The 13125-nt window shown below is 65.1% G+C and carries 10 protein-coding genes; 6 read left to right on the plus strand and 4 right to left on the minus strand.

From position 1 onward, the window contains the following. Positions 1-195: 195 nt before the first annotated feature. Both VL52_RS13305 and VL52_RS13310 read right to left on the minus strand, forming a co-directional pair. Positions 196-906 (minus strand): substrate-binding periplasmic protein, encoded by a 711-nt coding sequence (locus VL52_RS13305; protein WP_082113739.1) that lies wholly within the window; start codon positions 904-906, stop codon positions 196-198. A 77-nt stretch (positions 907-983) separates the two neighbouring features. Beyond that, complete coding sequence (locus VL52_RS13310) at positions 984-2303, minus strand: sodium-dependent transporter (RefSeq protein WP_046157465.1); 1320 nt, start codon at positions 2301-2303, stop codon at positions 984-986. 615 nt (positions 2304-2918) lie between these two features. On the opposite strand from VL52_RS13310, the gene VL52_RS13315 reads away from it, so the two are divergent. Further along, positions 2919-3398, plus strand: coding sequence for a hypothetical protein (locus VL52_RS13315; protein ID WP_046157466.1), 480 nt, complete (start codon positions 2919-2921; stop codon positions 3396-3398). Positions 3399-3718: 320 nt separating this feature from the next. Next, positions 3719-4654 (plus strand): sensor domain-containing diguanylate cyclase, encoded by a 936-nt coding sequence (locus VL52_RS13320; protein ID WP_046157467.1) that lies wholly within the window; start codon positions 3719-3721, stop codon positions 4652-4654. Between the two features lie 77 nt (positions 4655-4731). Here VL52_RS13320 and mpl read toward each other — a convergent pair whose 3' ends face one another. Then, on the minus strand, positions 4732-6102 hold the full coding sequence (mpl, locus tag VL52_RS13325; RefSeq protein ID WP_046157468.1) for a UDP-N-acetylmuramate:L-alanyl-gamma-D-glutamyl-meso-diaminopimelate ligase: 1371 nt from the start codon (positions 6100-6102) through the stop codon (positions 4732-4734). A 187-nt stretch (positions 6103-6289) separates the two neighbouring features. Here mpl and VL52_RS13330 point away from each other — a divergent pair, with 187 nt between their 5' ends. The 4 genes from VL52_RS13330 (at position 6290) to VL52_RS13345 (ending at position 11615) form a co-directional block, all read left to right on the plus strand. After that, complete coding sequence (locus VL52_RS13330; RefSeq protein WP_046157469.1) at positions 6290-7990, plus strand: sensor histidine kinase; 1701 nt, start codon at positions 6290-6292, stop codon at positions 7988-7990. Continuing rightward, on the plus strand, positions 7984-8706 hold the full coding sequence (btsR, locus tag VL52_RS13335) for a two-component system response regulator BtsR (RefSeq protein WP_046157470.1): 723 nt from the start codon (positions 7984-7986) through the stop codon (positions 8704-8706). Before VL52_RS13330 ends, btsR begins: the two co-directional genes overlap by 7 nt. Before the next feature lie 84 nt (positions 8707-8790). Beyond that, positions 8791-9576 carry a type 2 periplasmic-binding domain-containing protein gene (locus tag VL52_RS13340; RefSeq protein ID WP_046157471.1) on the plus strand — a complete coding sequence of 262 codons (786 nt, stop codon included), beginning with the start codon at positions 8791-8793 and terminating at the stop codon, positions 9574-9576. A 230-nt stretch (positions 9577-9806) separates the two neighbouring features. After that, a complete protein-coding gene (locus VL52_RS13345) occupies positions 9807-11615 on the plus strand; it encodes a carbon starvation CstA family protein (protein WP_046157472.1) in 1809 nt (602 codons plus the stop codon). Positions 11616-11685: 70 nt separating this feature from the next. Here the strand turns inward: VL52_RS13345 and VL52_RS13350 are convergent, their stop codons facing one another. After that, the gene (locus tag VL52_RS13350; RefSeq protein WP_046157473.1) at positions 11686-13101 is read right to left on the minus strand and encodes a sodium:proton antiporter; all 1416 of its coding nucleotides are present in this window, start codon (positions 13099-13101) and stop codon (positions 11686-11688) included. Positions 13102-13125: the final 24 nt, after the last annotated feature.

Consider the following 13125-nt stretch of genomic DNA (forward strand, 5'->3'; position numbering starts at 1 on the left):
CACGTCGACGGCGGGGGCGGAGGCCGGTTCCGGCGCGACGATGGGGGCCGGCGCGGAGGCCGGATTAGGCGGCGTGGCGCAGGCGGCGACAAGCAGGCTGCCTGCCAGCAGGGTCAGACGGGCTTTCAACGGTGTCTCGCAAACGGGCAAAGACGGCAGTGTAGCCCAGCGCGGGCCCATTTGGCATGCCTGCCGTCAACGCAGATCGAAACGGGCCATGCTGCCGTCGGCGCGCATCGAAGCGATGGCGCGGTCCAGCCGGGCGATCAGCGCGTCGTCGACTTTCCGGTTGCAGGCGAAGGATACGTCCAGCGTATCCATCACCCAGGCCACCCTGGGCGGCGGCATGTCCAGACGCTTGGCCAGCGACGAAATGCCGACATCCAGCATCGCCCACAGGTCCAGCCTGCCCAGCCGCAGCTTCTCCAGCCCGCTCAGATAATCGGCGCTCTCCTCCACCGCCAGGCCCCGCTCTTTCAGCCGCGCCGCCGCCATGGTGCCGCGCATCGCCCCCACCCTCAGCGACTGAGCCTGTTCCAAGCCGCTCAGCTGACGGCCGTCGTCCGCCCTGGCCAGCAACACCAGGCGCATGTGCAACAGCGGCGCGGTCCATTTGTACTTCGCCTGCAATTCGGGCAAGCGCCCAACGGGAAAGCAGGCGTCGGCCTGCTGTTCCACCAGCAGGCGGGCGCGCGCCTGGGGATAGGCCTCGAAGCGCAACTCCACGCTAGCCCGGCGCCCCACTTCCTTCATCAGGTCGACGCCGGTGCCCCGCATGGACGCGCCGTCCGGCGCCAGCTCGATGACGCCGGGAATCTGCGTCAACAGCATGCGCAGGGTTTCCGCTTGCGCGCCCCCCGCCTGCAACGCGCCCAACAAGACCGCCGCCGCTCGCCATCCAGACATCGTCTCTCCAGGCCATCCGTACTGTCTGAACCATAGCAAAACGGGGAGCCATCGCTCCCCGTCTTCTCATGCCGGCGTCAGATGCCGGCCAGCATGATCCAGCCTATCAGCAAAGGCGCCAGCGCCATGCAGAAGCCGCGCATGCACTGCATCGCCCGCGGGGAGCGGCCCGACGACAGCTCGGCCTTCACCACCGGCCAGGCTTTCCAGCCGACGAACAGCGCCAGCAGCAATTCGCCGGCCGGCATCAGCAGTTTGGAGGTGACGAAGTCCAGCAGGTCGAAGAAATTCATGCCGCCCAGCTGATAATCGCCCCACACGCCCAGCGACAGCGAGGCCGGGATGCCCAGCAGGAAGGTGCCGGCGGCCATCAGGATGGCGGAGGCGCGGCGCGACAGGCGCAGCTCGTCGATCGCGAAGCTGGTCACCACTTCCAGCAGCGAAACGGAAGATGTCAGCGCCGCCAGCAACAGCAGGCAGAAGAACATCACCGCGAACAGCTGCCCCAGCGGCAGGTGGGCGAACACCGCCGGCATGGTGATGAAGGTGAGGCCGGGGCCGGCGGACGGATCGAAGCCGAAGGCGAACACCGCCGGCAGCACCATCAGGCCGGCCAGGAAGCAGGTGGCCACCGTCAGCGCGATCACCCACAGCGCCGAGCTCACCAGCTTGGATTCGCGGCCGACGTAGGAGCCGTAGGTGATCATGATGCCCAGGCCCAGCGACAACGAGAAGAAGGCCAGGCCCAGCGCGTCCACCAGCATCGCCGCGCTCACCTTGGAGAAGTCCGGCGCGACGAAGTAGCTGACGCCCTCCAGCGCGCCCGGCAACGTCAGGCCGCGCGCGATCAACACCAGCATCAGCACGAACAACGCCGGCATCAAAAACTTGGACAGCGCCTCGATGCCCTTCTGCACGCCGCCGACCACCACTGCCAGCGTCAGCAGCGCGAAGCCGCCGTGGTAGAGCACCGGCTGCACCGGGTCGCTGATGAAGCCGGTGAAAATGGCGCCCAGCGCCTTGGGATCGGAAGTCATGATGCTGCCCTGCAGCGACTTGACGATATAGGCGACGGTCCAGCCGCCCACCACGCTGTAGAACGACAGAATGAGGAAGCACACCAGCACGCCCATATAGCCGATCACCGGCCAGAAGCCGCCGGCCAGCTTGCGGAAGGCGCCGACGGCGCCGGCGCTGGCGGCGCGTCCCAACGCCATCTCCGACACCATCAGCGCCAGGCCCAACGTCAGGCAGATGCCGAGATAAATGAACAAAAACGCGCCGCCGCCGTTGGTGGCGGCGACGTAGGGGAACTTCCAGATGGCGCCCAGCCCGATGGCCGAGCCGGCTGCCGCGAGAATGAAACCGAGGCGCGAGCCCCATTGAGATCTAGCCATGTCCTGTAAATCTTTGTCGTGTAATAGGTTTTATGTGTGCCGCCACGCGCGCTCGGGCACGCGCAATCGCCCCGCCGAAACGGAGCCGGTCTAACGTGCACGGGAAGCGCGCGATGCCGCGGCGTCGCCGAACGTCCGCGCCTGCCTATGCGGCAAGCCGCGGAGTCGAGATGTCCGTCGCGCGCGTCGCGGCCGCTGCGCGGACCACGTCCGCCTGCGCGGCGGAACCGGGGGAGGAAGCCGTCTGTTGAACGGTTGCTACTGGCGCCCCGGGGTGGTGGAGCCTGCCAGTCCTCGCGATGCATCTTGAAGATGCGTTTCAGAATGTAACACGATTGCGAGCAGTCTCTAATTCATGCCAGTGTAAATAGTCGTTTACATGACATTCCGCATATGCGGCAATCCCGCCAGGGATCCGCCTCCGGCAGCGCGAAACCGCTCGATTTCCGCGTTGCCACCAGCCTCCGCCTGCGCCAATCCGACCGCTTAACACTTTCTTCACCATTGCAAAACAAACACATCACTTTTATTGCAATTGAAACATAAGCCTTATTCATCATCACTAGAATGACTCTCGCATTAAAACAATGTCATTAAAACTACAAGGGTCATGAAATGAAGAAACTTGCTTTGGCCGCCTGCCTGCTGGGCGTTTCCTTCGCCGCGCTGGCGGACGCCAAATCCGACTGCCGCGCCGCCGCCGGCAGCTACCTGACCGGCACTGTGGTGAGCGGACCGACTTTCGCCTCCGGCCAGTCGCTCAACGGCGTCGAGCTGTCGCACACCCACGTCCGCCTGCGCGCCGACCAGGACGGCCGCACCTACGACGTGGCGATGGACAATGTCTACGCCTACGGCTACGACTACGCCGGCGAAGACGTCCCCTCTCCGCTGAACACCATCCAGCAGGGCGACCGCCTGCAGCTGTGCGGCCAGCTGTACACCAGCGGCGTCGGCATCCACTGGGTGCACCCCAACTGCGGCGCGCAGCCGACCAGCCGGCAGCCCAACGGCTGGGTGAAGAAGATCTACAACGACGGCACGGTCAGCGACAACTACGAAGCGAACACCGAATACTGTCAGCTGTGGCAATAAGGAAGCCGCCATCTTCATGCGAAAAGCGCGCCCGAGGGCGCGCTTTTTCATGGTTCAGCCGCTTGCCAGGCCGGACTGGCCGACCGGTTCTCCCATGCGCGCGAAACGATGCGCCGCCGACTCCGCCCTATCTCGGCGAAAAGCCCGCCCAGCCTGGAAAACAGATATCTAATTGAAAATTAAGCAGTTAATCTTCATCAAACAACGTGAAAATGGCGAAAACTATGAATAAACTAAGTAGAAGAACGTAGTGTGCTGCGACGCCTCCCCCAGGTGCCCGAGCCGCGTCATTACCTTCGGCAGCCACGGGAGACGGAGAGATGGTTACATTGCAGGCATTCCAGCCATTGATAGACACGGTGCAAGGCAGCCTGCTGCTGGCCTCGCCCGAGGATGGCCGCATCTACTGCGCCAACCAGCTGGCCTGCATCCTGCTCGCCAGCCCCCAAAGCGAGCTGCTCAAGTCTTCGGTCTACGACTTCCTGCCGGACAAGACCGAGGCCTACAACATCTGCCGCGAGCTGGCCGGCAACAACATGATCTACAACCGCGGCATGCAGTTGAGCACCGGCACCGGACGGATGTTCGACGTCCAGTTGTCGGCGCGGCGCATCCTGCTGGACCAGGTGCCGCTGCTGGTGGTCAGTTTCTCCGACCGCACCGAGGCCAAGGTGCTGGGGCAGCTGCTGGATTTCGAGCGCCAGCTGGTGGAGCGCTCGCTCAGCATCGTCAAGACGCTGAAGGAAGAAGGCCGGCAGAGCGAAGACGAAGACAAACTGACCGGCGTGGTGGGCATGCACAGGCTGATGTCCAGCGCCCACGCCGAAACCAGCCGCGCCAAGCGTTACGGCGGCAATCTGTCCAGCCTGGCGCTGGAGCTGGTCAACATTCCCGAGATGGTGCCGCGCGAGGATGACGGCTCCGCCTACAGCCATCTGATCCGGCTGGCGGGCAGCCTGTGCCTGCAAAGCAGCCGCGACAGCGACCTGGTGGCGCGCCGCAGCGCCAACACCTTCGTCATCCTGCTGCCGCAGACGCCGATCAGCGGCGCCCATGAGATGGGACGGCGCCTGATCAAGTCGCTGCGCCAGCTCACCTTCCTGTACCAAGGCGCCGAAAACCAGGCGGCCGCCTGCATCGGCATCAGCACGCTGCGGCCGGAGGAAACCAGCCCCGCGCCGATGCTGGAACGGCTGGAGGATGCTTTGGCCAAAGCCCGCGCGGGCGGCGCCAATTACATCATCGAACTGCCCTGATCCCGCAAGCCGACACAGGCGCTTAATCTAGCGCCCGGAGCCGGGAACCGCGCTTGCGGCATTCTCCGCTCGGCGGCTCAGGCCAGCCTGTCCAGCAGCTTCTGGTGGATGCCGCCGAAGCCGCCGTTGCTCATCACCAGCACATGGTCGCCCGGTTTGGCCTCGGCGACGATGGCGTCGATCAGCTCGTCGAAATCGCCGAAGGTCTGCGCCTTGGCGCCCATGACTTGCAGCGCCTCGCCCGGATTCCAGTTCAGCCCCGCCGCCGAGCAGAACACTCTGTCAGCCAATTCCAGCGAGCCCGGCAACGCGTCCTTCATCGTGCCCAGCTTCATGGTGTTGGAGCGCGGCTCCAGCACCGCCAGGATGCGCGCGCCGCCTACCTTGCGGCGCAGCCCCTCCAGCGTGGTGGCGATGGCGGTCGGATGGTGGGCGAAATCGTCATACACCGTGACGCCGTTCGCCGTTCCCTTCACTTCCATCCGGCGCTTGACATTGGCGAAGCGGGACAGCGCGGCTATGGCGTCTTTCACCGCCACGCCGGCGTGGCGGGCGGCGGCGATGGCGGCGATCGCGTTCAGGCGGTTGTGCTCGCCCATCAGCGCCCAACGCACCGTGCCCTGCGCCTCGCCGTTCAACAGCACGTCGAAGCCGCCATCCTCATGCAGCGCGCCCAGCTGCCAGCCGGCGTCCGCGCCGAAGCGCTCCACCGGGGTCCAGCAGCCGCGGTCCAGCACGCGGTCGAGATTGGCCTCGCGGCCGTTGCTGACGATGCGGCCGTCGCCGGGAATGGTGCGCACCAGATGGTGGAACTGGGTTTCGATCGCGGCCAGGTCGGCGAAGATGTCGGCGTGGTCGAACTCCAGATTGTTCAGGATGGCGGTGCGCGGCCGGTAGTGGACGAATTTGGAGCGCTTGTCGAAGAAGGCTGTGTCGTACTCGTCAGCCTCGATCACGAAAAAGGGGCTGACGCTGTCCGGGTCCAGCGCCGGCCGGCCCGGCAGCCGCGCCGACACGCCGAAGTTCTCTGGAATGCCGCCGATCAGGAAGCCCGGCGCCAGGCCGGCGTCTTCCAGGATCCACGCCAGCATCGAGCTGGTGGTGGTCTTGCCGTGGGTGCCGGCCACCGCCAACACCCACTTGCCCTGCAGCACGCTCTCGGCCAGCCACTGCGGGCCGGAGATGTACGGCAGGCCGCGGTTGAGGATTTCCTCCATCAGCGGCTTGCCGCGCGTCACCACGTTGCCGATCACGTACACGTCCGGGTTCAGATCCGCCTGCTCCGCGCCGAAGCCTTGCACCAGTTCGATGCCCATCGCCTCCAGCTGGGTGCTCATCGGCGGATAGACGTTGGCGTCGCAGCCGGTCACCTTGTGGCCGGCCTGTTTGGCGATGGCGGCGATGCCGCCCATGAAGGTACCGCAGATACCCAGGATGTGGATGTGCATATCGTTCAACGCAGCTAAAAACAACGAAACCGCAAGGATACCGGAAAGCTGCCCGCCCCGACACCGCGAGCCGGCCTCCCCGCCCGCCTCGACGCGCCGCAGGCGCCGTCCGCTCTTGCGCCAGGACAAGGCCGCGGCGGCGATACAGCCATTAAACTGTCTTCATGCAAACCATCCACGCCGCCGAATGCTCGTAGAACTGACCCTGGTGCTGTCGTTGCTGCAGCAGATGTGCGTTTACCTGGTGATCGCCTATCTGCTGTCCAAGACGCCGCTGTTCATCCCGCTGACCCAGATCACGCTGCAACTGCCTCACAAGCTGGTCTGCTATCTGGTGTTTTCGATGTTTTGCATCATGGGCACCTATTTCGGTCTGCACATCCAGGATTCCATCGCCAATACCCGCGCCATCGGCGCGGTGCTGGGCGGCATGCTGGGCGGCCCTTGGGTGGGGCTGGCGGTGGGCTTCACCGGCGGCCTGCATCGCTATTCGCTGGGGGGGCTCACCGCTGGCGCCTGCATGGTGTCGACGATGATGGAGGGCCTGCTGGGCGGCCTGGCGCATCTGTATCTGGTGCGCCGCGGCCTGCGCGCGCGGTTGTTCGATCCTCTGGTCGTGGCGGCGGTGGCCTGCGTCGCCGAGATCGGACAGATGCTGATCCTTCTGGCGCTGGTGCGCCCTTCCGATGCGGCCGAGCGTCTGGTGGCCAGCATCGCGCTGCCGATGATGGCGGCCAACACGCTGGGCGCGGCGATGTTCATGCGCATCCTGCTGGATCGCCGGGTGCTGGCGGAAAAATACTCCACCGCCTTCTCCGGCAAGGCCCTGCAGATCGCCGCCCGAGCCGAAGGCGTGCTGCGACAGGGATTCGACCCGGAAAACAGCATGACGGTGGCCCGCATCCTGTACGAGGAACTGGGCGTCGGCGCGGTGGCCATCACCGATCGCGAGCGGCTGCTGGCCTTCATCGGCATAGGCGCCGGCCACCACCTGCCCGGCACGGCCATCACCTCGCCGCACACCCATCGCGCGATCGAGCGCAACGAGGTGGTGTACGCCGACGGCAACGAGACGCCCTACCGCTGCTCCATCAGCGCCCAGTGCCGGCTGGCGTCCTCGCTGGTGATTCCGCTGCGCGGCGAGGACGAGCGGGTGATCGGCACCATCAAGTTGTACGAGCCGCGCAACAAGCTGTTCTCCCGTATCAACCTGACGCTGGGAGAAGGCATCGCCCGGCTGCTGTCCACCCAGATACTGCAAGGCCAGTACGACAGGCAGAAGCAGCTCTTGGCGCAAACCGAGATCAAGTTGCTGCATGCCCAAGTGAATCCTCACTTCCTGTTCAACGCGCTGAACACGCTGTCAGCCGTGATACGGCGCAACCCGGAGCACGCCCGGCAACTGGTTCAATACCTGTCCACCTTCTTTCGCAAGAACCTGAAGCGCTCTGAAGAGGCCGCGACGCTGGAAGACGAGATCGAACACGTCAGCGCCTACCTGCGCATCGAGGAAGCGCGCTTCGCCGGCAGGCTGAACGTGGAGATCGCGCTGGATGAGGCTGCCCGCCTGGCGCGGCTGCCGGCGTTCTCGCTTCAGCCCATCGTGGAAAACGCGATCAAGCACGGCACCTCTCAATTGCTGGAAGCCGGCCGAATCCGCATCGGCGCGCGCTGCGCGGACGGTAGGCTTTGCGTGACGGTGGAAGACAACGCAGGCCTGTACGCGCCGGCCGGCCCCGGCGACGGATTGGGCATGGCGCTGGTGGACCGCCGCATCCGCGCCCGCCACGGACCGGATTACGGCCTGTCGGTGGAATGCAAACCAGAGGCCTACACCCGCGTCACGCTCAGCGTGCCCTGCCCCGCGCCCGGAGAAACGCCATGCTGAAAACCCTGCTGGTCGACGACGAGCCGCTAGCACGCGACGAATTGCGCCAGATGCTGGCCGGACACAGCGATTGCGACGTCGTCGGGGAATGCGGCAACGCGATCGAGGCCATCGCCTTCATCCACCGCCAGCAACCAGACGTGGTGTTCCTGGACATCAGAATGCCGCGGATCAGCGGCCTGGAAATGCTGGCGATGCTGGACCCGGACAAGATGCCGCGCGTGGTCTTCGTCACCGCCTTCGACGACTTCGCGATTCAGGCCTTCGAAGAACACGCGTTCGATTACTTGCTCAAGCCGGTGGACCCGCAACGCCTGGCCAAGACGCTGGCCAGGCTGAAGCGGGAAACCGCGCCGCAGGCGCTGGACATCTTGCGCTGCCTGCCCCCGCTGGAAGTGGTGCCCTGTCACGGCGTCAACCGCATCATGCTGTTGCCGCTCGCCGAAGTGGAATTCGTGTCCTCGCGCGTCAGCGGCGTGTTTGTCCAGGCCGGCGACGGGCGTGAACACTTCACCGAGCTGACGCTGCGCACCTTCGAGGAGCGCAGCGCGCTGTTCCGCTGCCACCGCCAGCATCTGGTCAACCTGCGCGCGATCCATGAGATTCGCCTGGGTGAAAACGGCATGGCCGACATTGTCACCCATGCCGGCCGCTCGCTGCCGGTCAGCCGGCGCTTCCTCAAGCCGCTGAAGGAGGCGCTGGGCATTCCCGGCTGACGCCATCCTCCCCCTGTGCTACACCCAAATCAGCAAGCGCCGCCTCATAACAAGGCGCAAGACGAAAAGGATGGATGCAAGGGGATGGCCATATACGCGCCGAAAACGCTTTGCCTGCCGCTGGCCCTATGCGCCGCCCAGGCCCTCGCCTGCAACGGCACCACCACGCCCGAGCCCTCGTCCCCGGTGGACGCGCCCGATCTGCACGGCATCGCGGTGTTTCTGCCCCAGGTACTGGAAAGCAACGAATCCGGCCCCTTCGCCGAACTGCTCAAGACCATCGCCCGCCATTATCCGGAAGGCAAGATCAGCTTCGAGATCAAGCCGGTCAAGCGCGTCTACCTGGATACCGATGCCCGCGGCGCCGATTTCCGCTTCCCCATCATGAAGGTGCGCGACAACGCCGACGGCGCCACGCCCTACCAGTTCTCCCACGAAATGATGGGCAAGGTCACTTTCGTGCTCTACTCCAACCAGGCCAAGCCGCTGCGCAAGATCGACATCCTTCGCACCGCCAACCTCGCCCGTTATTCGGTGGAGGCGCCGCCGGTGAACTGGGGCTTCCCCAGCAAAAGCGTGGTCAATCTGGAGCTGTCGCTGAAACAGCTTAATCTGGGCCGCGTCGACGCCGTGCTGTGGGCGCAAGAAGAAGCCGACTACCTAGTGCGCAAGCACAAGCTCAGCCACATCCATCGCGAGCATTTCGACGACTTTCCCGACGTGCTGTTCATGTCCTGCAATCGCCGCGGCGACTTCGTCAACCAAGCGATCAGCCGCGCCATCAAGGCCGCGCGCGCCAGCGGCGAGCTGCAAAAAGCCTACGCCAGGGTGCACCTGCCCTATCAGGACTGGCAGCCGCAGAACCGCTAATCCCCCGGACCCGCTCTTTGTCCCGCAACTTGCGCTGCCCGCGCCGGCTCGTTTTGGCCCAGGGACTCTTCGCGGTTGGCTCTTTCCGCTGCTCATGGGGTCGTGGCCGCCGCCGCTCGCCCCCGCCACGCCGCCGCTCGCGACGCCAGGCTGCCGCTCGCCCATTTCCCGCGTCGGCCCGCTCCTTTTGAAGCGTAAGGTGGAGCCACGATTTCACCGGAGCCTCCATCATGGATCACGCATTGAGTTTTGTGATCGGCACCCTGTGCATACTTGCGATCTGCTACCGCCTGTACGGGGTATTCTTCACGCGCAAGGTGCTGGGCGTCGACGATAGCGCCGTCACCCCTTCCCACGAACTGAAGGACGGCAAGGACTACGTGCCCACCAGCAAGTGGGTGGCCTTCGGCGGCCACTTCGCCGCCATCGCCGCCGCCGGCCCGTTGGTGGGCCCGGTGCTGGCCGCCCAGTACGGCTATCTGCCCAGCATGATCTGGCTGCTGATAGGCTGTGTGATCGGCGGCGCGGTGCACGACACCGTGGTGCTGTTCGCGTCGATGAAGCACCACGGCAAGTCGCTGTCCGAAGTCGCCAAGGCCGAGCTCGGCCCGGTAGCCGGCTGGTGCACCGGCCTGGCCATGCTGTTCATCATCACCATCACCATGGCCGGCCTGTCCATGGTGGTGGTGCACGCGCTGGAACGCAACCCGTGGGGCGCCTTCGCCGTGTTCATGACCATCCCCATCGCCATCGGCGTCGGCCTGTGGGAACGCATGACCGGCAGCATGAAAAACGCCAGCTACGTCGGCATCGCCGCCATCATGGCCTGCGTGTTCGCCGGCCCTTACATCCAGCACACCGCGCTGGGCGAATGGCTGTCGCTGAAGGCGTCCACCGTGTCTCTGCTGCTGCCGATCTACGCCTTCTTCGCCACCGCGCTGCCGGTATGGATGCTGCTGACCCCGCGCGCCTGCCTGTCCAGCTTCATGAAAATCGGCGTGTTCGGCCTCCTGGTGGTCGGCGTGGTGTTCATCAACCCGCAAATCCAGTTCCCGGCGGTGACCCAATTCATCCACGGCGGCGGCCCGGTGTTGTCCGGCCCGGTATGGCCCTTCATCTCCATCACCATCGCCTGCGGCGCGATTTCCGGCTTCCATGCCTTCATCGGCTCCGGCACCACGCCCAAGCAGATCGACAAGTGGAGCGACATCCTGCCGGTGGGCTTCGGCGCCATGCTGGCCGAATGCGTGGTGGGCGTGATGGCGCTGATCGCCGCCACCGCCTTGCACCCGGCCGATTACTTCGCCATCAACTCCGCGCCGGCCGTGTTCCAGACCCTGGGCATGGACGTGGTCAATCTGCCCAAGCTGTCGCAGGAGATAGGCCTGGACCTGTACGGCCGCACCGGCGGCGCGGTGACGCTGGCGGTGGGCATGGCGGACATCTTCACCCGCATCCCCTGGTTCAGCCATCTGGCATCCTACTTCTTCCAGTTCATGGTGATGTTCGAAGCGGTGTTCATCCTCACCGCCATCGATTCCGGCACCCGCGTCGCCCGCTATCTGATCCAGGACTTCGTCGGCGACCTGTGGGCGCCGCTGAAGCGCACCGACTGGATGCCTGGCGCGATCGGCGCTTCCGTAGTCGCCTGCGCGATGTGGGGCTACCTGCTGAACTCCGGCGACATCAATTCGGTATGGGCGCTGTTCGGCGTGTCCAACCAGCTGATGGCCTCCATCGGCCTGATCATCGGCGCCACCATCATCCTGCGCCTGTCTCACAAGCGCAGCTACATGCTGACCTGCCTGGTGCCGCTCGCCTACCTGTACGTGACGGTCAACTACGCCGGCTACTGGATGGTGAAGAACGTCTACCTGAACCCTGCCGCCAAAGGCTATAACGTGTTCAACGCCGGCATATCCATCGTAATGCTGGCGCTGGGACTAGTGATCCTGATCTCCGCCGTCCGCCGCTGGAAAGCGCTGCTGGGCCGACCGGCGCCGCAAGCCGGTTTGAAGCCGGCAGCCGCCGAAGCCTGACCCCGATCCTCTCCGACAAAAAAAGCCCATCGCATGCGCGATGGGCTTTTTCCTTGCGGCAGAGGCGGCATCAAAAGTGGAAGAACACCAGCGTCAGCAGCAGGAAGCACGGCAGCAGCACCGCGCCCGACCACAGCATGTAGCCGAAGAAACCCGGCATTTTGACGTGGCGGTGCTCGGCGATGGCCTTGACCATGAAGTTGGGCGCGTTGCCGATATAGGTCATCGCCCCCATGAACACCGCGCCCATCGAGATGGCCAGCAAGGTGCTGGCGAACGGCCCCATCAGCTCGGCGGCGTCGCCTGACGCCAGATTGAAGAACACCAGATAGGTCGGCGCGTTGTCCAGGAAGCTGGACAGGATGCCGGTCATCCAGAAATACATGCCGTCCAGCGGCTTGCCGTCCGAACCCGACACCGTCTGCACCAGGCCGGCCAGCGCGCCGTGGTCGCCGGCGCGCAGGATGGCGATCACCGGCGCGATGGTGATGAAGATGCCGGCAAACAGCTTGCCCACCTCCAGGATGGGCAGCCAGTTGAACTCGTTGCCGGCGCGCACCTGCTTGGGCGTGATCCACAGCGAAACGAAGGCCAGCAGCAGCAGGGCCAGGTCGCGCAGAAGGTTCTGCAGCTCCAGATGGACGCCTGGCAGCTCGAAAGCGATGCCGGGCTTCCACAGCCCGGACATCAGCACCGCGCCCACCACGCCGCCCAGCAGCCAGAAGTTGCGCTTGCCGTGCAGCTTCAATGGCTTGTCGTGGCTGGTGTCCACCGGCTTGAGCGTGCCCTCCTCCGCCTCTTTGGCGAACATGTGGCGATCCAGGAAGTAGAAGATGATCAGCAGCAGCGCCGACAGCAGCAGCACCGGCATCAGCATGTGCTGGAAGGTCCAGCCGAAGGTCACGCCCTTGAGGAAGCCCAGGAACAGCGGCGGATCGCCCAGCGGCGTCAGGCCGCCGCCGACGTTGGCCACCAGGAAAATGAAGAACACCACCACGTGCACATTGCGCTTGCGGCCCTCGTTGGCGCGCAGCAGCGGCCGGATCAGCAGCATCGCCGCGCCGGTGGTGCCCATGATGGACGCCAGCGCGGTGCCTATGGCCAGGATGGTGGTGTTCAGCCGGGGCGACGCGTGCAGCGAGCCCCAGACCAGGATGCCGCCCGACACCGTGTACAGCGCGAACAGCAGCACGATGAAGGGGATGTATTCGGTGAACAGCGCGTGCAGCACCAACGCGCCGGTGTGCCCCAGCCCGAAGGCGGCGGCAAAAGGCAGCAGGAACAGCGCGGTCCAGACCGCGGTGATCTTGCCGAAATGGTGGTGCCAGATGCCGGGAGCCAGCATGGGAAACAGCGCGATGGACAGCAGGATGCCGGCGAACGGCACGCCCCAGCCCAAGCCAAGCGTGGCGCCGTCCAGATCGGCGGCGCCGGCTAGCGCGGGGAGCAGCAGCCCTCCCGCCAGTGCAATCAGTTTTTTATTCATCAGTCCTTCCCGAACGAGCAGGTG

It is taken from the genome of Chromobacterium vaccinii, from assembly GCF_000971335.1.
GTDB classification, from domain to species: domain Bacteria; phylum Pseudomonadota; class Gammaproteobacteria; order Burkholderiales; family Chromobacteriaceae; genus Chromobacterium; species Chromobacterium vaccinii.